Below are 18,772 nucleotides of genomic sequence, written 5' to 3' on the forward strand. Positions count from 1 at the left end.
TAGTTCTTTTAGTTTTGACGCTCGATTACCGCATCAGCAAAGTTTTTCAGTGCTTCACGAACTGGTCCCTCAGGCAAATCCTCTAGTGCTGCAATTGCCTGATCTGCCCAGCGCTTAGCTTCCTGGAAAGCACGCTCGGTTGCTGGGTGCTTTCTCATTTGCTCAAGTACATCATTTAATGCGGCATCGTCATCGAGCCCGCCATCAATTATCTCAACAAGCTTGGCCGATGCTGGATCATGTTGGGCATCCTGCCTCAAATAAAGCACCGGAAGGGTTGGAACACCTGCTCGAAGGTCTGTTCCGGGAGTTTTTCCTGAAGTTTTGCCGTCTGAGTAAATGTCGATGACGTCATCGATCAGCTGGAAGGCAACACCAATTGCCTCGCCATACTTTCTTACTGGCTCGCGAAGAGCTTGGTCGGCTCCGGAGAACAAAACTCCTAATTCCGCGGATGCTGAAATTAAAGATCCAGTTTTGTCAGACAGCACACTCAAGTAGTGCTCGATAACATCTTGGCCTTCAGCAGGGCCAACGGTTTCATTCAGCTGACCAAGACATAATCTTTCAAAAGTATCTGCCTGAAGCGTTAGCGCTTTTTGACCAAGCTTTGAAACCAGTTGTGATGCTCGTGCGAAAAGTAGATCTCCAGTCAAGATCGCAACGTTGTTTCCCCAGATCTCATGAGCTGAATCAACGCCTCTTCTTTTCGGAGCGTTATCCATAACGTCATCGTGATACAAAGTTCCGATGTGTGTCAGCTCCACCACCACAGCCGACTTGATTACCTCATCGGTTGCGGCTTCACCAAGCTGAGCACAAAGCAAAACCAAAGTTGGTCGAATACGTTTTCCACCGGCATCAATCAAGTGACGGGTTGTGACCTTTGCGATTGGGTCAGTGTGCTTTACGGCAGCAACTAACTCTTCCTCGACGCGCTCAAGGCCGGCTTCGAGTGCGGCAAGTAGGTCTTTGTCAGCGACCTTGCGCAGCTGCCTTGGCAGCGAGGTTTTTGGCATTAGTTAGCTTTCTGAGGTTTGTATCCAGTATGGATAGCAACAATGCCGAGGGTTTGATTCCTGAAACCAACTGATTGGTAGCCAACTTTTTCGATTAGTTTGGCTAGTTCCGCTTGTTTAGGCCAAGCATCAATAGATTCAGCCAGGTAGCTATAGGCCTCTGGGGTTTTGCTAACCAAGGCTGAAATTCTAGGAAGCAGGTTCTTCAGATAAAAGCGGTAGAGCGAATGTAAGAACTTGTTTGGAATTGCCGAGAACTCACAAACCACAAGCTTTCCACCGGGCTTTAGAACTCTGAGCATTTCGGAAAGCGCCAGCTCGATGTTTTCCACGTTTCGAAGTCCAAATGAAATAGTGACGGTGTCAAACTCTGCTTCCTGGAAAGGAAGAGCGGTGGCATCAGCAAAGACGAATTCGATTTCTGGGTGTCGTCTACGGCCTTCTTCGAGCATGCCATTTGAGAAATCAGCGGCTACAACTCGAACACCGGGTTTCAAAAAGGCAACCGATGAAGCTCCGGTGCCGGCAGCAAGATCCAAAATGGTCTGACCGCTTTGTGGGTTTACCAGTTTGGCAACTTGTTTGCGCCAGATGCGAGCCGAACCAAAGGAGAGTAGATCGTTAGCTTTGTCGTAGTTTTTAGCGACACCATCGAACATCGCAGCAACTTCCTGCGCCTTCTTGGTTAGGTCAGCTTTACTCACCTATCAATTCTACCTTTGACCTAGAATCGAGTAAGTCCGCCAATTTTGGCCCAAAAACGAAACGGCTTTGAATGTCATCGCTTAGAAAACTCCGCGTGGAAACGCGTGAATTAGCGACCCCCGCAGGTTTTGACATCACTCGGCACTTCCCAGAAAACCCAACCGCCTTTATTAGAAATGGCCAAGGAATCATCGGCTTCGGAGAAGCCGCCCGCTTTGAGGCAAGTGGCCCGAACCGAATCGCCGAGCTTGCAGGTCTCTGGCGTGATCAGGTTGCCCTAGCTGAAATTTCAGACCCGCTACAAGTTCAGTGCACTGGCCTAGTTGCTTTTGGATCTGCAACATTTTCTCCCGAGAGCACACTTAGCTCCGTTCTAATAGTTCCAAGAATTGTTCTTGGAACTCGCGATGGAAGAAGCTGGATCACCAAGATCACACCCGAGGGAGAGGCTGAGTCCACAGCTAATTTCTATTCGCAAGTAATGAGCTATCGCCCAAACCCAAAGCTTTCATTCGTTGAGGGAGTTCTAACCGCAGCTGGCTTTATGAAGCAGGCTGAGAAAGCAATTTCAAAGATCCGCTCAGGAAAGATACAAAAGGTTGTTCTTGCCCGAGAAATAATGGCGCAGCTTCCAAAGGATTTCGACATTAGATCTGCGCTTTTGTCTCTTTCAAAGAAGTATCCAAGCTGCTGGGTTTATTCAGTAGCTGGAAACTTTGGTGCTTCCCCTGAGCTTTTGGTGCGGGTCTCCCACGGTCAAGTTTCTGCTCGAGTTCTGGCTGGTACCACTTCACGCGGAGATAGCCCAGAAGCTGATGTTGTGCAGTCCAATACTTTGACTGCGTCAGAGAAAAACTTGCAGGAACACCGCTTCGCAGTTGAGTCGATGGTCGATGCCCTTACTCCGTTCTGCTCAACTGTGGATTCGGATGAAAAACCATTTAGCTTGGCTCTTCCTGATCTTTGGCACTTAGCTAGCGATGTCTACGGAAAACTCAAGAACAACATTTCGGTTTTGGATCTCGCCGCGTTTTTGCATCCAACAGCAGCAGTTGCGGGAACTCCAAGGGCAATAGCTCAGGCACTAATTGCAGAGCTTGAACCGTTTGATCGAGGCGGCTACGCAGGACCAGTTGGTTGGATTGGTGCTGACGGTGACGGCGAGTGGGCCATCGCACTTCGCGGTGGATTTATAGAGCAAAACGTTTTGACTGCGTTTGCAGGATGTGGGTTGGTTGCAGATTCAGAACCTGAAGAAGAGCTTGATGAAACTGAGCTGAAGTTTGCACCAATTAGAGGCGCGCTTAGCTAGAGCTTGATTTCGATTAGCACTCGGCCAGGAGTTGCAAGTGCATCGAGAAGTTCTTGCTCGTTAGTTGGAGTGATGTAAACAAATCCGTAAGCGTTAGCTAAAGACCAGTAGTCGATCTTTTGGCCCGCGCGGAAAATACGATCAAAGGTGCCTTGCTCGACTGCTTCAAAGACTTCGAGTTTTTCAAAAATGCTTCCCCCCGAATCATTCACCATAATCAGTTGCAAATTGATGCTCTCTTCGGGATCTTCAATCATCGAGCTGGCATCGTGAATCAGTGTCAGATCGCCAAGCACCACTCTGGTGAAAGCTCCCTCTGAGCTAAGCGCGATACCGGTAGCTGTTGCGATGGTGCCATCGATTCCAGAAAGTCCGCGGTTAGCAAAAACTTGAATTGGCTTTGATGGTGCCCAAATATCAGCTTCGCGAATCATTCGAGAAGCCCCAAGAACGATTGCGTCATCTAACTGCGAGGCTTGATAAACAAGCTCGATGACTTTTCTGCGATCAAGTCCGGTGTTGTAGTTCTGCGCTGAAATCCAGTTGTGCGAGGCTACTCGCCACCTGGCTAACCACTCACTGCTCACCTCGCCGTTTACGGTCAGATCGTCAACAATTTCGCTTGCGTTTCCGTAAGGGTTGAACAAACCGGTTAGTTCTGATCTAACAACAATCAGTTCGATATCTTCCCTGGCAATTAGTTTTTGCACTTCACGAGAAAGAGTTGGCTTTCCGTAAACCACAACCCGTTCGATCTTGTTTGTGAGTTCTTGATCTTCAGCAAGTACAGCTGGGTAAGCAACAATCGAGTTCGCACCGTAGCGACAGCGCGAGCTTGGCTCGGCAAACACCGGCCAACCGAATGCTTCGGCTGCCTCCAGTGCCAACATCCCAGCTTCCGCTCCTGCAACAACCACGGTGTTTACTTCACCATTCAAAATTGCAAAGCTTGGTATTTGCGGTTCTTCCTCCGGAAACTCCGCACCGGTGTAAACATCGGCTGCGTCTGGAGTCAAAGATGACAGTGGTTCTCTAAAGCAAATATTTAGGTGCACCGGTCCTGCGCGGTGGGTGAAATCACCCATCGCTACCGACACTGCCTTTTCGGCAAGTGCCCTGACTGCATCTAGATCAACATCGCCACTCGGTGCTTCGATGTCTTCGCAGAATCTAACTGCATCGCCAAAGATTCCAACCTGGTTGGTGGTTTGGTTCGCTCCCACGCCACGAAGTTCTTTAGGGCGATCTGCGGTTAAAAGAATCAGTGGAACACCGCTGTGGTGAGCTTCCAGCACTGCTGGAAGCAAGTTAGCAACCGCTGTTCCAGATGTTGTGATGATGGCTACCGGCATACCCGTTGCCCTTGCTGCTCCCAAAGCTGTAAAACCCATCGAGCGCTCATCGATACGAACTCGAAGAGTTAGTCGGTCAACGTCATGAAGTTGCTGGGCGGCGATGGCTAGTGACTGGGATCTTGAGCCCGGAGATAAAAAAGCCTGTTCAACTTCGAGCTCGGTAAGTGCGGCCATGAGGTGGGCCGAAAATATCTGACTAGCGGCTGGAAGCAATGTTAGGACTTGTCCTTCGAATCAGACTCTGGGTCTTCATCCTTTTGGTCTTTAGCTTGCACATCTGTTGGCTTTTCTTCCTTAGGCTCCAGCTTGCTTGATAGGTCACGAAGAAATGCTGGGTCATCATCAGGTGCTACAACTCTGGATTTGCCACCACGAGATTTTGGTCCGCCGAGTGGACGGCCTAGAACCAGGTACAAAAGTCCACCAACAATTGGCACACCCAAGCAGATTAGAACCCACAACCACTTAGGTAGGTTTCTAACTTCGTTCTTGTTTGCACTTGCCGCAAACACAGTTACAAACACTGTGAATAGCAACCAAACAACGGCGATGAAGATCAACAGTCTTAGGGGCATAGGTAAAGCCTAAGCGAGAGACAAACTTAGAATGTAACTGTGAAAAAACTCTGGCTGGTCTTCATTTCCGCGCGAATCGGCCTGTTTGCCCTATTCCTGACAGTATTTCTGCTGCTGGGATTCGAGGGCATCTACTCCGCTGTTATCGCTGGGGTACTAGCCCTGGCTGTGTCACTGGTTTTCTTGAATAAGCAGCGCGATGCCCTATCGACCGAAATCTACAAGCGAACCCGCCGAGACAAAAACGATGGCGTTCCAGATGCCGACGCCGACGTTGAAAACGCCATCTTGGATTCAAAAGAAGACAATAAATAGCCCAGCCGCAAGGGCCAGGGCGTAAGCCAACGAAGCAAAGCTCGTTAGCTTCAAAACCAAAATCAGTTCTTTCGCGCTCTTAGCAGTCAAGACAATAAGCGTTGCCGGGGCTACCAACAACAAGCTTGCAAAGCCCATCAGAGTCGCCGGATACAACAGCGTGAAAAAGCTAAGAATCACAAACGGCGTCCAGATCATCACAAGGAACAATCCTGTGGCGGTCTTTTTGCCAAGCATTACCGCAAGGGTCTTCTTTGACGCTAGCTTGTCAGTTTCAATATCTCGAATGTTGTTCACCATCAAAACAGCCGACGCAAATAGACCTGAGGCAATGCCGCCGAGTACCGCATTGAATTCAATGAAACTAACTTGAACGAAAGTCGTCCCGATAGTTGCAACCAATCCAAAAAAGACAAACACGGCAAGCTCACCCAGGCCTGCGTAGCCGTAAGGGTTTTTTCCTCCGGTGTAAAACCAAGCTGCAACAATTGCCGCAAGGCCTACCGCAATCAACCAAAACATTCCCGTGATCAAAACAATTGCAAGACCAGATGCTGCAGCCAATCCAAAAAATGCAAACGCTGCAAGCTTTACAGCCTCAGGCCTTACCGACTTAGATCCTGTTAGCCGAAGTGGTCCAACTCGATAGTCATCGGTTCCTCTGATGCCATCTGAATAATCGTTGGCGAAATTCACGCCAATTTGCAAAAACAGTGCAACTGCAAGTGCAAGAAGAGAAAGAGTTAGATCAAAAGCCTGAACCGAGTCAGCTGCTCCGGCGCCAATTGCAACAGGTGCAATAGCAAGCGGCAAGGTGCGAAGCCTTGCTCCCTCAATCCAAAGTTTTAGCTTGTTTGATTTCACTTAATTACTCCTGACTAAAAAGTTGGGCTACCAACCGGTTATCGGTTTTGCCGGTGTGAAGCTTAGGTAGTTTATCCACGCGAACAACCCTTATTGGCTTTCCAGCAGGACCCAACAGGTGCGCAAGTTGATTTGCGATGTCATCTGCAACTTCAGGTGAACCAACGTAGGCAATTCCAACGCGCTCTCCCCAAGTCTCATCCTGGATTGCAACAGCTGCGATCTGCTCAACTCCTGGAAGCTCGGAACCTAGATACTCGACTCTTTCTAGAGAGATCTTCAGTCCACCGGAGACAATCACTCGATCAGCTCGGCCGATGATGTTTAGTTTTCCCTCAGGAGATAGCTCGGCGAGGTCATTGGTAAAGATCCAATCGTCCTGATCCTCGGCAAGAGTTTTGCCAGAAATCAACAACCTGGAATCCGGTGCAATCTTTAGTCGCACGCCATCAAGGGGAACGCCATCAAACACACACCCTCCGGCTGTCTCAGTCATTCCGTAGCTGACGATAACTCTGATGCCCAAATCCAACGCTTTGTATCGAAGCTCTTCCGGCGTCGATTGTCCACCAACAAGAACTGCCCTGAAGCTTCGAAGTGCCGAAAGCAATACTTTGTCGTTTTCCGCTTCGGATACCAACTTAGCTAGTTGGTAGGGAACCAGCGAGGTGTATTTGTTTTCGTGCTGCATCAGAAGTGACGATCGCAAAAATGCTTCAGCAGTGAATGGAACTGCGGTATTCATAATCACCGGTTGCTGATCGGCAAGAAGTGAGCGAACCAAAACTTGCTGGCCGGCAATGAAATTTATCGGCAGTGCAAGAAGCCACTGACCTAGAGGCCCCAGTCTTTCTTGCCCGGCAAGTGCTGCGTGCAGCAATGCCGAAGTGGAGATTGAAATTCTCTTTGGGGTGCCTGTTGAGCCAGAGCTTTCAACAATTGCAGCGATGTTGTCGGAAACAGTTTCTGGAACTGCATCGAAGCTTGCTTGCTCGCCGTTTACAACAGCTGGGGATACAAAGATTGCTTTGTTGCCAGCAATCACATCAGCCATCACCAATAGCGCAGCTACGGTGTCGTTGGCGGGAACAACCGCAAGCGGTTTAGTCATTTGGATTTAGAAGTGCCAGGGGTATGGCGCCCAGTTTGGTTCGCGCTTTTGTAAAAATGCGTCTCGACCTTCGGCTGCTTCATCGGAGGCGTAAGCCAATCTGGTTGCTTCGCCAGCAAAGAGCTGCTGGCCAACCAAGCCATCATCAATTGCGTTCATGGCGTATTTCAGCATGCGAATAGAAGTTGGTGACTTGGACATAATCTCGGCCGCCCAAGCAACGCCGACTTTTTCTAGGTCTTTGTGCTTCACGGCTTTGTTGACAACGCCCATCTCAACTGCCTTTTCGGCGCTGTATTCGTGACCTAGGAAGAAGATCTCGCGAGCGAATTTCTGACCTACCTGACGAGCAAGGTAAGCACTGCCATATCCTGCATCAAAGGAGCCAACATCGGCATCGGTCTGCTTGAATCTGGCGTGCTCGATGCTTGCAATAGATAGGTCGCAAACCACGTTCAGCGAGTGTCCGCCGCCGGCGGCCCAGCCTGGCACGAGTGCGATAACAACCTTTGGCATAAAGCGAATAAGTCTTTGAACTTCGAGGATGTGCAGTCTTCCAGATCTAGCTGGGTCTGCCTGGTTGTCATCGTCGGCGTACTTGTAGCCATCTTTGCCGCGAACGTTCTGATCTCCACCGCTGGAAAATGCCCAGCCGCCATCTTTTGGTGAAGGGCCATTGCCGGTTAGCAAAACTACTCCAACTTTGGAATTGTTCTTGGCGTGCTCGAGTGACGCCGCTAATTCATCGACGGTCTTTGGCCTAAAGGCGTTACGGATTTCCGGACGGTTAAAGGCAATACGCACTACCCCCATAGACACGTGGCTGTGATAGGTGATGTCGGTTTGGTTCTCAAAGCCTGCCACTTGCTGCCAGATTGCAGCGTCGAAGAGCTCAGAAACTTGATTTGCCATACTCCTAGACTAACAATGTGAACCCTCGCCTTTCAGACCTAGTTTCCACTTCCCGCGTAGTCAGCATTCCGCTGAGAACGAAATTCCGCGGAATCACCGAGCGCGAGCTACTTGTCTTTGAAGGACCTAACGGTTTTAGCGAATGGGCAGCCTTTACCGAGTATTCCGATGAGGAGGCAGCCACCTGGCTTGCCGCTGCAATTGAATGGGGCTACGGCGATCTTCCAACCCCTAAACGAACAAGCGTTTCTGTCAACGCCATCTTGCCTGCGGTCGCACCCCAAGATGTTTCAAAAATCCTCACCCGCGCAGGCAAGTTCACAACCGTAAAGATCAAGACCGCTGAAAAAGGTCAAGTGATTGCGGATGATCTTGCAAGAATTCTTGAAGTTCAGAGCCTCTACCCAGAGGCCAAAATCAGACTCGATGCCAACGGTGGATTCGACATCTCTCAGGCTATGGAACTACTTGAAAAGATCAGCTTCGAAGGAGTTGAACTCGAATACTTCGAGCAGCCAGTTGCAACTATCGCAGAGCTTGCCGAAATGAAAATAGAAATTAGCAAGACCGGTCAAACAACTCTTATTGCCGCCGACGAGTCGGTTCGGAAATCCTCTGATCCGCTAGCTGTTGAACTTGCCGGGGCTGCGGATATCTTGGTTCTAAAGAGTGCTCCGCTTGGAGGAATTGCAAGCGCACTTAAAATTGCAGCTTCTTCGAAGCTGCCGATTGTTCCATCAAGTGCGATGCAATCCTCAATCGGCTTAGGCGCAGAACTTCACTTCGCAGCTTGCTTGGACAATCTTGCTTTTGACGCCGGGCTTGGAACCATGAACCTATTTGCAGGGGATCTAGTGAAAGATTCTCTAAAGCCAGTTGACGGTGTGTTAGAAATTAGAAGACCAGAGGTTGCAACTTCTGCACTGGATACTTTGAAAGCTGAAGATCACCGCTACGACTGGTGGATCGCAAGACTTGAGCGTTGCGGAAGGCTTATTGGGCTCGAGGCTTGATTTATAAACCTGAGTAAACGTGTAGTCCTTTGAAGAACATGTTCACGATGGTGAAGTTGAAAACAACTGCAGCAAAACCAATCAGCCCCAACCAAACTGCACGCTTACCGGTCCAACCACGCGTTGCGTTGGCGTGTAGGTAACCTGCGTAAAGCGTCCAGATAATGAATGTCCAAACTTCCTTGGTGTCCCAACCCCAGTAGCGGTGCCAAGCACGCTCGGCCCAAATAGCACCGGCAATCAATGTGAAGCTCCAAAGCACAAAGCCGATGATGTTAAATCGGTAGGCAAGTCTTTCGAGAGTTTCCTTCGTAGGAAAAATCTCCATGATCTTTTTGAAGTTTTTGGTGCGGGTAGTTTTCGCATTTTCTACCCAGTTGGCAGTTTTCAAAAGGTAAGCCCCAGAAAGGGCAGCAGCCAGGCTGAAAAAGCCTGTTGCCAATAGTGCAACCATCACGTGGATTACCAACCAGTAGCTCTGCAGAGCCGGCATCAAAGATGCCACCTGAACATAGAAGATCGAAACTGCTGTTCCTAGAACCAAGAGCACAAATCCAACAACGAAAGTTCCCATGATTCGAACTTCTTTGGAACGCACTGAGATTAGGTAAATCATCAACAGAATCAAAGATCCAGTAATTGAGTATTCATACAAATTGGCCCAAGGCACTCGAGAGGCTGCAAAGCCCCGCATAAATACACCAATGGCCAAAATCAATGTTGCAAGAATTGTTAGCGCCAAGGCGATGCCCTCAACGGCCACAACTGACTTTTGGTTTTTATCCTTCAGGCTGGCAGCTTGAGACAGGTGATAAACCGAGACCAAAAAGGCCAGGGTAAACACTGCCATCGCGGCATAAACAACCAGCAGGGACTGCTGGGAGAGCGCTTCGTTCAAAACGATCGAGGTCAATTCATTATCCGTTTCTTATGCTTAAAGTTAATTCTCTAACAACTTCTTCGAGCTTTGGATCATCACGCTTAGAAAGCGCTGCTACTTCAAATCCACCAGCTGTTGCTTTCACCCAAACTCGTCTTCTTGGTGTCACAAGTGAAACGGTGACTGCACCTAAGGCCAGAAGAGAGAAAATCAGGACCCAAAATTGTCCTGGGTTGTAAGCGATGTCCAGTGATGCAAATCTCTTGACGCCATCAAAAGTCACAGTTCCTAGACCGTTTGGCAGATCCGCAGTCTCGCCAAGTTTTACTTCGACCGCGGGATTCGGGGTTCCTCGACCTGCAACTTGAGTCAAGCGATCTGTATCGAGCGCATAAACATTTAGAGGAATTCCGCTATCGAGTCCCAGATCACCGGTGTAAACATTTAGCGAAACTAGGGGTTCAATCACGCCTGGGAAAATTGATGTGTAAGCGCCACTAGATAGTTCAATCACGCTCGGATAGAAAAAAGCAACAATTCCAATTTGCTCGGGCAGATTATCTGGAACTTTGATGATTCCAATCGAAGTCATGTTGCTATCCTGCGGCAAGAAAACAGTGGCACCCGAATAGCTAATATCACCATTGGCATCACGAATAGTCACTTGCGGAGCGTAGCCGTGACCAGTCAAATAGACACTGGCACCTGTGGCATCAAGAGGGTCATTGACTCGAACTAGAGCGGTCTTACCGACCTGATCTTCTGGGCTTCGAACAGTGACAGTTGCTCGAAAATCAAGCGGTGCTCCAATGTTGGTCTCGTTTGCAAAGTCATAGTCAACTTCAAATTTGTCCAGCGTGACACTGAGCGGTGCCAGGTTGTCTGGGTTAAAGAAAGTACCTGGGGAAAGTGAATCAAAACCTGCGAGGTTGTTCACAAAAGTGTCGCCTTCGGCGAGAACTCGCTGACCCGAGAAGCTAAGGCCTCCACCGATTCCGATTGCAATCAGTACGCCGACTAGAGAAAAGTGAAAGACCAGGTTTCCTGTTTCACGCAGGTATCCCTTTTCGGCGCTAATCGAATCCCCACGACGAATCACGCGGTACCGCTGTTTTTTGAGAATCTGCATCCCCTTTTCCACCGGATCGATTCCAATGGGTGCAGTTGTGCTTTCAAACACCGGCATACGCGAAAGATTAGTTGGAGTTTGAACCGGTTCTGCCTTTAGTGCCTCGAAGTGAATTTTGGTTCTAGGTAGAACACAACCAACTAAAGACGTGAAAAGGAGAATGTAAATTGCCGAGAACCAAATCGATGTGTAGACATCAAACAGTTGGAAAATATCCAACACTTCAGCAAGCTGTGCATTTTCGTCAAAATACTTTGCAACACCATTTGGATCAGCTGAGCGCTGCGGGTAAATCGATCCAGGTACTGATGCAGCCGCAAGCAGCAAAAGCAAAATCAATGCAGTGCGCATGCTGGTTAGCTGTCGCCAAATCCAACGCGACCATCCGGTTAGACCAATCTCTGGAGCCTCATAGAGCTGGGACGAAGACACCGAACACCCCCTGTAGCCAGGTTGCAAAACCAACCCAGACACCGGTAGCAAGTGCTATTCCAAGTGCAATTAGTAGCACTCCACCTGCAATGTTGAAGGTGCGAATGTGCTTTTTGACAAAGCCAACAGATCTTGTAGCCCAACCAAAGCCGGCCGCGATTGCAATAAACGGAAGTCCAATTCCAAGCGAATACAAAAATGCCAACAGTGCGCCACGACCTGGGGAACCGGCATCAGATGCCAGCGTAAGCACCGCAGCGAGGGTTGGTCCAATACACGGCGTCCAGCCAAGGCCAAATGCCACACCTAGTAGTGGTGCTCCAACCAGGCCAACTCTTGGCTTGATTCCGGTTTTGAATGTTCTCTGCAGAAACGAGAACTGACCAATCAGTACAAATCCCATCAGGATGATCAGCACACCCAGCACCTGCTGAACCCAGGTGAGGTTGTTGATATAAATCAGTGCACCAAGACCGCCAAACAAAGCACCGAAAGAAACAAATACCGCGGTGAATCCCAACACAAACAAAACCGAGCCAAGAATGATTCTTGACTTCTTTGCTCCCCCGTCAGCAACCCCGGAGATGTATCCGAGGTAGCCGGGAATCAATGGAAGTACGCAAGGAGAAACAAAAGAAATGATTCCTGCAATCAGCGCAAGTGGCATCGCTGCAATTAGCGAACCGCCCAGGATTATTTCGCCCGGGCTCATTTTCTTTCCTCAATCACAGTTTTTACCAAGGTTGTCAAAATGCCTTTATCGATTCGTCCAAGCACCCTCGCCGAAACATTCCCTTGCGCATCAATCACCAGAGTTGTTGGAACAGCTTGAGGAGTGACGACTCCGGTAAAGCCCAAAACTACCGATCCGGTTTTAGCATCCATTACAGATGGAAAATTCATGTTGATTCTTCGAGCAAAAGCTAAAGAAGTTTCTGCACTGTCACGCACGTTCACACCGATGAACTGAACACCCTCAGGCAAAAACTCCGTCTGCAATTCAATAAGCTCAGGCATTTCAATTCGACATGGCGCACAACCCGCGTACCAAAAGTTCATAACGGTGATTACGCCTTCAAGCTGCGTGCTGGATATTTCTTCGCCGCTTTCGGTGATACCTGACCAGCTGGCAGCCTTTGGTCTTGAGCCAAGTGCGAACTCAGTGACTGTGCCATCGCCTGCGATGTAATTCTTGTTATCTCCAGAACGGAACTGATCGGCAAGTGAATCATTCGCGCAAGCTGAGGTAGTTAGCACTAATGCAGATATCGCGAGCGCGGCTAGAAGTTTTCTCAAACGGCACCGCTGTCCACTGCTTGGGTTCTCAAGGATTTGGCTGGGTCACGGTAATCAACTTCGACAAGCTTGTTGTTTTTGAATTCAAAGCTTGTGATGCTCGATAGATCACACCTTCTGGATCTTGGGTCGTGCCAAAGCGGTCTTCCGGCAGCTGCCAAGTGAAGAGCCCAAATCGGAAGCTGGTGGGAAACCATGACTACTTCCCCGGTTGCGGTTTCATCCCAGGCACGTCTTAGGGCTTCGGTCATGCGAGCCACGATCTGCTTATAGGGCTCTCCCCAGGAAGGCTTTAGGGGGTTGTAAAGCTTTAGAAGATATGCCGGGTTTGCCATAACTGTTGGAAGTCCAACTTTTTTACCTTCGAAGATGTTCGTCGGTTCAATGATCAGTGACTCGGTAGCTACCGAGAGCTTTAGCGCTTCTGCGATTGGTCGAGCAGACTGCAGGGTGCGAATTAAGGGAGATGAAATAAGCCTTGTGTAATTGGCCCCGGTGCTTGCTAGCTCCTGGGCAGTTGCTTCCGCCATTTGGCGACCTAGAGCAGTTAAAGCAAAGTTTGGAAGGCGCCCGTAGAGCACTTTGTTGGGGTTATCTACTTCCCCGTGGCGAACCAGATGGATACGGGTGGCGGGCATGCTCCAAGTCTAACCCGAGCTAAACTTGGCCCCTGAAGCCCAAATAAGAGAGTAAGAACTATGCGTGAGCGCCACCTCGTCAAAGACCTAGCAGCGATGCAAGATGGACCAGTTGTCCTCGGTGGTTGGGTTGAAAAGCTCAGAGATCAAAAGCGAATTCAGTTCATCATTCTCAGGGATGAAACAGGCGACGTTCAGGTTACCTACCCACGCCCTGCCGACGAAGACGCTCTTGCTGATTCAGTCTCAACTCTTACCAATGGATCCTTTGTTTGGATCAAAGGACGCCTAGTTCACGACGAGCGAGTAAAGCTCGGCGGACTTGAGATTCAGCTTGATGAATTAGAAATCGTCACCCTGGCAGATCCTGAGACTCCAATTGCCGATGACACCTCTATTGATAAGCGTCTGGACTGGCGCTTTTTGGACATGCGTCGACCTGAGATGAACCTGGTTTTCAAGGTCCAGACCACCATCGAGGCAGCCTGGAGAAAGTTCTGGCTAGAAAACGGCTTCACCGAGATTCACTCCCCGAAGCTAATGGCATCAGCTTCTGAGTCAAACGCTGAGCTATTCAAGCTTGAGTACTTCGAGACAGTTGCATATCTTGCCCAGTCCCCACAGTTCTATAAGCAGATGGCGATGATGGCTGGCCTTGGCCGCATCTTTGAAATCGGTCCGGTGTTCCGTGCTGACCCGTCGTTCACCTCCCGTCACGCTACCGAGTTCACATCAGTGGATATGGAAATTTCCTGGATCGACTCCCACGAAGACGTTATGAACTTTCAGGAGCAGCTAATGGTGGCAGCCATCCAAGCCGTGAAAGATAACCACGGCGAGGAAATCAAGAAACTGTTCGATGTTGATGTTGTTGTTCCAACCCGTCCGTTCCCAAGAATTCCACTTTCTGAAGCTGTGGAAATCGTGAAAGCTCGTGGACACGAAGTTGTCCGTGGCGGAGATATGGATCCAGAAGGTGAGCGCCAGATTGCAGCTCACGTTGCTGAAACTTTCAACCATGAGTTCGTATTTTTGACCGACTACCCATCAACCGTTCGCCCGTTCTATCACATGAGACACGAGGGTAACCCTGAGCTAACCAAGAGCTACGACTTGATCTGGCGCGGAACAGAAATTACTACCGGTGCACAGCGCGAGCACAGAATTGATATCTTGATCGAGCAGGCTAAGCAAAAAGGACTTGACCCAGAGGGACTCAAGACTTACATCGACTTCTTCCGCTACGGAGCACCTACCCACGGTGGTTTTGGAATGGGTCTTCTTCGAGTAATCATGCTGATGCTGCACCAGCCAAGCATTAGAGAAGTTGGATTCTTGTTCCGCGGACCAAACCGCCTAGAGCCCTAAACCAATTCGTTCAGAGCAGCAATCAAACGCTCTGAGTCAATTTTCCAATAGGCATGCGTTGCGCCATTTATCTGAAGCACCGGAATTTCTTCCGAATACTGATTTTTGAGAGCTTCGTCCTCGAGAATGTTTAGCTCAGTTAGTTCAATTTGAACGACGTCTGAATTTTCTTTACTGAACTCAAACATCACTAGTTCAATGGCTTTTTGGGCCTCTTCACACAGGTGGCAACCGGGCTTAGTTAGCAGTGTGAGTGAGATCAGCTTGGACACAGGTTAAACTTACCTCGTGCCGTCAAAGAGGTCTCCTGCCGCAAAGGACCAACCCAAGAAAGCTGCTGCTTTCTTTGACGTTGACAACACCATTTTGCGTGGCTCAAGTTCATTTCTTTTTGGAAAGTCCGCCTTCGAAAGAAACTTCTTTAGCCGCAAAGACTTTTGGCGCTTTGCCCTGGCTCAGGCTCGCTTTATCTGGAAGGGCGAGAACAATAACAAGCTAGCCGCTCTAAAAGATCGCGCTTTATCTCTAGTTGAAGGCCACCGAGTTCGTGACCTAGAAGAACTAGTTGACGAGGTTTACGACAGGCACATCAAGCTAAAGCTTTGGCCTGAAACAGTTCGCCTGGCTAAAGACCACATCTCCGAAGGTCGAGAGGTCTGGCTTGTCACTGCCGCTCCCCAAGAGCTTGGAGATGTCATAGCCAAGAGATTGAATTTGACCGGAGCAATCGGAACCAAGGTCGAGAGAAAAAATGGCATTCTGACCGGCCAACTAGTTGGGAAAGCGGTTCACGGTCCAGCCAAGAGAGTTGCGATCAAGGAACTGGCAAAGACTCGAAACCTGAGTTTGAAAAAATCCTACGCCTACAGCGACTCTCACAACGATCTACCGATGTTGACGGCTGTTGGACATCCGGTCGCAGTTAACCCAGACAAAATTTTGACTAGATATGCGAAGGCGGCCGATTGGCCGATTTATGACTTTAAGAAGCGTGAGCTAAAAGCAAACCGCGACTAGCGGTTTACTTCTTATTGCGACGCTGGTGGCGAGTCTTACGAAGTAGCTTGCGGTGCTTCTTCTTAGACATACGCTTGCGACGCTTTTTGATTACTGAACCCACGAAAACCTCATCTTGTTGATTGCCGCCAAATCCGGCAACCCCCAAAGCTTATCTCTTAGTTTTCAGGCGCTCAACTTCGGCGTCAATTTCCGCTTGAGTAATGGGTTTGTTGGAGAGTTTCCCATAGGCATCCAGGCCAGCAATCACAGCTGCTATACCCATTCCAAACATCACCCAGCCAGGCCAGAAGTAAAAGCCAGGGGTGGCTAAGAACCAAATTCCTGTAGTGAGGGCACTAACAAATGCGTACACAACTAAATACTCCTTAAACTCACGTTTCAGTTTGAGTTGTTTTCCGGCATATTTTCTAAGGTTTGAATCATCAGCTGCTGTTGTCATTGGTTCCTCCTAAATGTCTAGCTTTGAGAGCTATTTTACTTGGCGAGCCCAGTTGTCAACCCTGGAGGTACCTAAACTAAGACCATGACCCAACAGCAGCCCTACACAGTCCTTTCCCAGCACAAGGGGTTTGAGCTTCGCAAGTATCCGGCGGGGATTCAGATCGAAACCACCGTGGGTGGCGATTTTGTGAATGCAGGAAGCATGGGCTTTAGGCCACTGGTTCAGTTCATCTCTGGAAACAACAAGGGCAATAAATCCATTGCCATGACTGCCCCTGTGATCCAAGAATCGGCTAGCGCCTCCAAACACATGGTCAGATTTGTTCTTCCGGAGGAAATGAAATCAGGGGATGTTCCAGCCTCCCTTGACCCAAGGGTTAAGGTCATTGAGGTGCCTGAGCACTTGGCTGCTGCCAAGCGCTTCTCGGGCTCTTGGAGTCCAGCAAGGTTTGATCTTGAAGGCGAGAAGCTAATTAGCGAGTTGTTAAGCTCTGGTTTACAAACCGTGGGTAGCTTGTACTTTGCCAGGTTCGATCCACCCTGGAAGCCGGGCTTTCTAAAGCGCAACGAGGTTTTGATTCGGGTCAAAGGCTAGGAGAAATAAAAATGTCTAATCTTGCAACAGTTTTGTTTGTTTGCGTTCATAACGCAGGACGCTCCCAAATGGCAGCGGGATATCTCAAGCACCTAGCCGGAGATCAAATCAAAGTGCTCTCTGCTGGAACGCAACCTGGCACAGACATCAATCCAATGGCCATGGCTGTGATGCTGGAAGAAGGAATTGACCTTTCAACTGCAAAACCAGAAAAGCTTTCAGACGAAAAGGTTTTGGAGTCAGACTACGTAATCACAATGGGTTGCGGAGATGCCTGCCCATACTTTCCGGGCAAGACATACCTCGACTGGCCATTGACTGATCCGAAGGATCAGCCCATTGAAATCGTTCGCGGAATCCGCGACGAGATCAAAGCCAAAGTTGAAAATCTAATAGCTGAAGTGAAGGCTAGCGCTTAACACTCTTTTTGACCTTGGTCACAATCGCCTTAGCTTCTTTCTTTACTGCCTTGACTTCCTTTTGAACATCGCGCTTAGCGTTAGCGGCTTTGCGGCCTAAGTCCTTAGCAACCTTCTTGGTGTCAACACCTAGGTTTTGCTTGAGCCTCTTGGAAACCCAAACTGAACCATCAGCCAATCCCTTGCCCAGTTTTTCTCCCAGAACCATGACTTCTTTTTCCAAACTCGCAACAGCTTGAGCTTCGGCTACCTTGGCAAGCCAGGTGATGTATGGGCCAAAGCCTTTGGCATTCAGTGAGTACTTCTTGCTCGCACCAGAACCGGTTCCCTTAACAAGTTTGGCTTCAGACAAAGAGGTAAGAATTGTTGTGACCTGCGCGGAAGTTAGTTTTGTGGCGGTAGCTGCTTTTGTAACGGTTGAAGCTGGCTTTGCTGCTAGCTTCTCAAGAACTAGACGTGCCTTCGGGTCTGCAATTACTTTAAAGATGTCGCTCATTACTTGTTTTTTCCTAACTCGATTGCCCGAGCCAGTGCGGCTTCGGTTGCTTCAATGAAAACTTTCTCTAGATCGGCTTCATCAAATCTCGCAGTTGCCTGCATGGTTGTTCCATTAGGGGAAGTGACTTGCGCGCGAAGGGTTTCGGGAGAATCGCTAGAAGCTGCAAGCAATGTAGCTGAGCCTAAGAAGGTTGCTCGAACCATTAGGTTGGCTTCCTTTTCACTAAAGCCCATCTTCTTTGCTGCGCTCATCAGCTTCTCAGCGAAGTAGAAAACATATGCCGGCCCTGATCCTGAGATAGTGCTTAGGGCGTTGATCTTTTCTTCATCGACCATAATCACTTGACCGACGGTTTCAAAAAGGTCTTTAGCTAGGGACAGTTGGTTATCGTTTGCACTTTTACCTTTAGCGATGCCGGTGACACCGTGACCAACAATCGATGGAGTGTTTGGCATCGCTCGAATAACCGATGCCTTAGAGCCAATTGCTTGCTCCATCGACTCAGTTGTAACTCCGGCTGCAACCGAGATAACAAGCGCGCCGTCTTTGACGGATCCCTTGATTTCTTCAAGTGTTTCTAAAACCTTTGCGGGCTTGACCGCGATTAGCAAAACGTCAGCGTTTTCGGCAGCGTCGGAGTTGGCAGAAGGCGATGCATCAAGAGCGAAGCTCTTGATTCCAAATTTGTCGGAAAGCGCCTTGGCGCTCTGGGTTGTTGCAGTTGAAGCGGTGATGGAATCGGCTGCGGTGCCGGCGGCGATCAGGCCGCTCAAGATGGCTCCGCCCATTGAGCCCGCGCCAATAACGGCGATTTTGTTGTTTTCCATACTCCAAGCTTAACCTTCATTGGTATCGGTGGGTCAGGGTAGTTTGG

General features: G+C 49.3%; 24 protein-coding genes. 7 read left to right on the top strand and 17 right to left on the bottom strand.

Features of this window, described 5'->3' with window-relative positions:
- Positions 1 to 8 precede the first annotated feature (8 nt).
- Positions 9 to 1,019 (bottom strand): polyprenyl synthetase family protein, encoded by a 1,011-nt coding sequence (locus AC8GDC_RS05880; protein WP_506557722.1) that lies wholly within the window; start codon positions 1,017 to 1,019, stop codon positions 9 to 11.
- Positions 1,019 to 1,723 carry a bifunctional demethylmenaquinone methyltransferase/2-methoxy-6-polyprenyl-1,4-benzoquinol methylase UbiE gene (ubiE, locus tag AC8GDC_RS05885; RefSeq protein ID WP_506557723.1) on the bottom strand — a complete coding sequence of 235 codons (705 nt, stop codon included), beginning with the start codon at positions 1,721 to 1,723 and terminating at the stop codon, positions 1,019 to 1,021. The genes AC8GDC_RS05880 and ubiE overlap by 1 nt, the downstream gene beginning before the upstream one ends.
- A gap of 71 nt (positions 1,724 to 1,794) precedes the next feature.
- Here ubiE and AC8GDC_RS05890 point away from each other — a divergent pair, with 71 nt between their 5' ends.
- A complete protein-coding gene (locus tag AC8GDC_RS05890; protein ID WP_506557724.1) occupies positions 1,795 to 3,036 on the top strand; it encodes an isochorismate synthase in 1,242 nt (413 codons plus the stop codon).
- Here the strand turns inward: AC8GDC_RS05890 and menD are convergent.
- A complete protein-coding gene (gene menD / locus AC8GDC_RS05895) occupies positions 3,033 to 4,565 on the bottom strand; it encodes a 2-succinyl-5-enolpyruvyl-6-hydroxy-3-cyclohexene-1-carboxylic-acid synthase (protein ID WP_506557725.1) in 1,533 nt (510 codons plus the stop codon). The genes AC8GDC_RS05890 and menD overlap by 4 nt on opposite strands.
- Before the next feature lie 41 nt (positions 4,566 to 4,606).
- Complete coding sequence (locus tag AC8GDC_RS05900) at positions 4,607 to 4,966, bottom strand: PLD nuclease N-terminal domain-containing protein (RefSeq protein ID WP_506557726.1); 360 nt, start codon at positions 4,964 to 4,966, stop codon at positions 4,607 to 4,609.
- A 39-nt stretch (positions 4,967 to 5,005) separates the two neighbouring features.
- Between AC8GDC_RS05900 and AC8GDC_RS05905 the strand changes: the two genes are divergently transcribed.
- Entirely contained in the window at positions 5,006 to 5,281 is a 276-nt protein-coding gene (locus AC8GDC_RS05905; protein ID WP_506557727.1) for a DUF4229 domain-containing protein, read from the top strand.
- Here AC8GDC_RS05905 and AC8GDC_RS05910 read toward each other — a convergent pair.
- Genes AC8GDC_RS05910 through AC8GDC_RS05920 form a run of 3 tightly spaced genes read right to left on the bottom strand, consistent with a single transcriptional unit; the run spans position 5,261 to position 8,168 of the window.
- A complete protein-coding gene (locus AC8GDC_RS05910) occupies positions 5,261 to 6,145 on the bottom strand; it encodes a 1,4-dihydroxy-2-naphthoate polyprenyltransferase (protein ID WP_506557728.1) in 885 nt (294 codons plus the stop codon). The two genes, AC8GDC_RS05905 and AC8GDC_RS05910, sit on opposite strands and share 21 nt — an antisense overlap.
- Positions 6,146 to 6,149: 4 nt before the next feature.
- Entirely contained in the window at positions 6,150 to 7,256 is a 1,107-nt protein-coding gene (locus AC8GDC_RS05915) for an AMP-binding protein (RefSeq protein ID WP_506557729.1), read from the bottom strand.
- A gap of 6 nt (positions 7,257 to 7,262) precedes the next feature.
- Entirely contained in the window at positions 7,263 to 8,168 is a 906-nt protein-coding gene (locus tag AC8GDC_RS05920; RefSeq protein WP_506557730.1) for a 1,4-dihydroxy-2-naphthoyl-CoA synthase, read from the bottom strand.
- Positions 8,169 to 8,185: 17 nt separating this feature from the next.
- On the opposite strand from AC8GDC_RS05920, the gene AC8GDC_RS05925 reads away from it, so the two are divergent.
- Positions 8,186 to 9,181: an o-succinylbenzoate synthase gene (locus AC8GDC_RS05925; RefSeq protein WP_506557731.1), complete on the top strand. Its 996-nt coding sequence runs from the start codon at positions 8,186 to 8,188 to the stop codon at positions 9,179 to 9,181.
- A gap of 1 nt (position 9,182) precedes the next feature.
- On the opposite strand, the gene ccsB is transcribed toward AC8GDC_RS05925, so the two are convergent.
- The 5 genes from ccsB to AC8GDC_RS05950 are packed head-to-tail and all read right to left on the bottom strand — an operon-like array spanning position 9,183 to position 13,556.
- The gene (gene ccsB, locus AC8GDC_RS05930) at positions 9,183 to 10,094 is read right to left on the bottom strand and encodes a c-type cytochrome biogenesis protein CcsB (protein ID WP_506557732.1); all 912 of its coding nucleotides are present in this window, start codon (positions 10,092 to 10,094) and stop codon (positions 9,183 to 9,185) included.
- A 4-nt stretch (positions 10,095 to 10,098) separates the two neighbouring features.
- Positions 10,099 to 11,622: a cytochrome c biogenesis protein ResB gene (resB, locus tag AC8GDC_RS05935; protein ID WP_506557733.1), complete on the bottom strand. Its 1,524-nt coding sequence runs from the start codon at positions 11,620 to 11,622 to the stop codon at positions 10,099 to 10,101.
- Complete coding sequence (locus AC8GDC_RS05940; protein ID WP_506557734.1) at positions 11,600 to 12,334, bottom strand: cytochrome c biogenesis CcdA family protein; 735 nt, start codon at positions 12,332 to 12,334, stop codon at positions 11,600 to 11,602. Before AC8GDC_RS05940 ends, resB begins: the two co-directional genes overlap by 23 nt.
- Positions 12,331 to 12,918 (bottom strand): TlpA family protein disulfide reductase, encoded by a 588-nt coding sequence (locus AC8GDC_RS05945; protein WP_506557735.1) that lies wholly within the window; start codon positions 12,916 to 12,918, stop codon positions 12,331 to 12,333. The genes AC8GDC_RS05940 and AC8GDC_RS05945 overlap by 4 nt, the downstream gene beginning before the upstream one ends.
- On the bottom strand, positions 12,915 to 13,556 hold the full coding sequence (locus AC8GDC_RS05950) for a histidine phosphatase family protein (RefSeq protein ID WP_506557736.1): 642 nt from the start codon (positions 13,554 to 13,556) through the stop codon (positions 12,915 to 12,917). The genes AC8GDC_RS05945 and AC8GDC_RS05950 overlap by 4 nt, the downstream gene beginning before the upstream one ends.
- A 60-nt stretch (positions 13,557 to 13,616) precedes the next feature.
- Between AC8GDC_RS05950 and aspS the strand changes: the two genes are divergently transcribed.
- A complete protein-coding gene (gene aspS, locus AC8GDC_RS05955) occupies positions 13,617 to 14,924 on the top strand; it encodes an aspartate--tRNA(Asn) ligase (protein WP_506557737.1) in 1,308 nt (435 codons plus the stop codon).
- Here the strand turns inward: aspS and AC8GDC_RS05960 are convergent.
- Positions 14,921 to 15,196, bottom strand: coding sequence for a glutaredoxin family protein (locus tag AC8GDC_RS05960; RefSeq protein WP_506557738.1), 276 nt, complete (start codon positions 15,194 to 15,196; stop codon positions 14,921 to 14,923). The genes aspS and AC8GDC_RS05960 overlap by 4 nt on opposite strands.
- A gap of 16 nt (positions 15,197 to 15,212) precedes the next feature.
- Between AC8GDC_RS05960 and AC8GDC_RS05965 the strand changes: the two genes are divergently transcribed.
- On the top strand, positions 15,213 to 15,941 hold the full coding sequence (locus AC8GDC_RS05965) for an HAD family hydrolase (RefSeq protein ID WP_506557739.1): 729 nt from the start codon (positions 15,213 to 15,215) through the stop codon (positions 15,939 to 15,941).
- 4 nt (positions 15,942 to 15,945) lie between these two features.
- Here the strand turns inward: AC8GDC_RS05965 and AC8GDC_RS05970 are convergent, their stop codons facing one another.
- A complete protein-coding gene (locus AC8GDC_RS05970; RefSeq protein WP_005504750.1) occupies positions 15,946 to 16,044 on the bottom strand; it encodes a 30S ribosomal protein bS22 in 99 nt (32 codons plus the stop codon).
- A gap of 48 nt (positions 16,045 to 16,092) precedes the next feature.
- Complete coding sequence (locus AC8GDC_RS05975; RefSeq protein WP_506557740.1) at positions 16,093 to 16,383, bottom strand: 2TM domain-containing protein; 291 nt, start codon at positions 16,381 to 16,383, stop codon at positions 16,093 to 16,095.
- Positions 16,384 to 16,467: 84 nt separating this feature from the next.
- Between AC8GDC_RS05975 and AC8GDC_RS05980 the strand changes: the two genes are divergently transcribed.
- Positions 16,468 to 16,980: an SOUL family heme-binding protein gene (locus AC8GDC_RS05980; RefSeq protein WP_506557741.1), complete on the top strand. Its 513-nt coding sequence runs from the start codon at positions 16,468 to 16,470 to the stop codon at positions 16,978 to 16,980.
- Between the two features lie 11 nt (positions 16,981 to 16,991).
- Complete coding sequence (locus AC8GDC_RS05985) at positions 16,992 to 17,399, top strand: arsenate reductase ArsC (protein WP_506557742.1); 408 nt, start codon at positions 16,992 to 16,994, stop codon at positions 17,397 to 17,399.
- Here AC8GDC_RS05985 and AC8GDC_RS05990 read toward each other — a convergent pair.
- Both AC8GDC_RS05990 and proC read right to left on the bottom strand, forming a co-directional pair.
- Entirely contained in the window at positions 17,389 to 17,895 is a 507-nt protein-coding gene (locus AC8GDC_RS05990) for an ArsR/SmtB family transcription factor (protein WP_506557743.1), read from the bottom strand. The genes AC8GDC_RS05985 and AC8GDC_RS05990 overlap by 11 nt on opposite strands.
- The gene (gene proC / locus AC8GDC_RS05995; RefSeq protein WP_506557744.1) at positions 17,895 to 18,725 is read right to left on the bottom strand and encodes a pyrroline-5-carboxylate reductase; all 831 of its coding nucleotides are present in this window, start codon (positions 18,723 to 18,725) and stop codon (positions 17,895 to 17,897) included. The genes AC8GDC_RS05990 and proC overlap by 1 nt, the downstream gene beginning before the upstream one ends.
- Positions 18,726 to 18,772 lie beyond the last annotated feature (47 nt).

It is taken from the genome of Rhodoluna miladensis (SeqCode) (genome assembly GCF_965234705.1).
Taxonomy (GTDB): Bacteria; Actinomycetota; Actinomycetes; order Actinomycetales; family Microbacteriaceae; genus Rhodoluna; species Rhodoluna miladensis.

What these genes read in the sequence shown, in the direction of transcription:
- AC8GDC_RS05880 (WP_506557722.1), bottom strand. Translation starts at nt 1,019, where the DNA reads ATGCCAAAAACCTCGCTGCCAAGGCAGCTGCGCAAGGTCGCTGACAAA.
- AC8GDC_RS05890 (WP_506557724.1), top strand. Translation starts at nt 1,795, where the DNA reads ATGTCATCGCTTAGAAAACTCCGCGTGGAAACGCGTGAATTAGCGACC.
- menD (WP_506557725.1), bottom strand. Translation starts at nt 4,565, where the DNA reads ATGGCCGCACTTACCGAGCTCGAAGTTGAACAGGCTTTTTTATCTCCG.
- AC8GDC_RS05900 (WP_506557726.1), bottom strand. Translation starts at nt 4,966, where the DNA reads ATGCCCCTAAGACTGTTGATCTTCATCGCCGTTGTTTGGTTGCTATTC.
- AC8GDC_RS05915 (WP_506557729.1), bottom strand. Translation starts at nt 7,256, where the DNA reads ATGACTAAACCGCTTGCGGTTGTTCCCGCCAACGACACCGTAGCTGCG.
- AC8GDC_RS05920 (WP_506557730.1), bottom strand. Translation starts at nt 8,168, where the DNA reads ATGGCAAATCAAGTTTCTGAGCTCTTCGACGCTGCAATCTGGCAGCAA.
- AC8GDC_RS05940 (WP_506557734.1), bottom strand. Translation starts at nt 12,334, where the DNA reads ATGAGCCCGGGCGAAATAATCCTGGGCGGTTCGCTAATTGCAGCGATG.
- AC8GDC_RS05950 (WP_506557736.1), bottom strand. Translation starts at nt 13,556, where the DNA reads ATGCCCGCCACCCGTATCCATCTGGTTCGCCACGGGGAAGTAGATAAC.
- aspS (WP_506557737.1), top strand. Translation starts at nt 13,617, where the DNA reads ATGCGTGAGCGCCACCTCGTCAAAGACCTAGCAGCGATGCAAGATGGA.
- AC8GDC_RS05975 (WP_506557740.1), bottom strand. Translation starts at nt 16,383, where the DNA reads ATGACAACAGCAGCTGATGATTCAAACCTTAGAAAATATGCCGGAAAA.
- AC8GDC_RS05980 (WP_506557741.1), top strand. Translation starts at nt 16,468, where the DNA reads ATGACCCAACAGCAGCCCTACACAGTCCTTTCCCAGCACAAGGGGTTT.
- AC8GDC_RS05985 (WP_506557742.1), top strand. Translation starts at nt 16,992, where the DNA reads ATGTCTAATCTTGCAACAGTTTTGTTTGTTTGCGTTCATAACGCAGGA.
- AC8GDC_RS05990 (WP_506557743.1), bottom strand. Translation starts at nt 17,895, where the DNA reads ATGAGCGACATCTTTAAAGTAATTGCAGACCCGAAGGCACGTCTAGTT.
- proC (WP_506557744.1), bottom strand. Translation starts at nt 18,725, where the DNA reads ATGGAAAACAACAAAATCGCCGTTATTGGCGCGGGCTCAATGGGCGGA.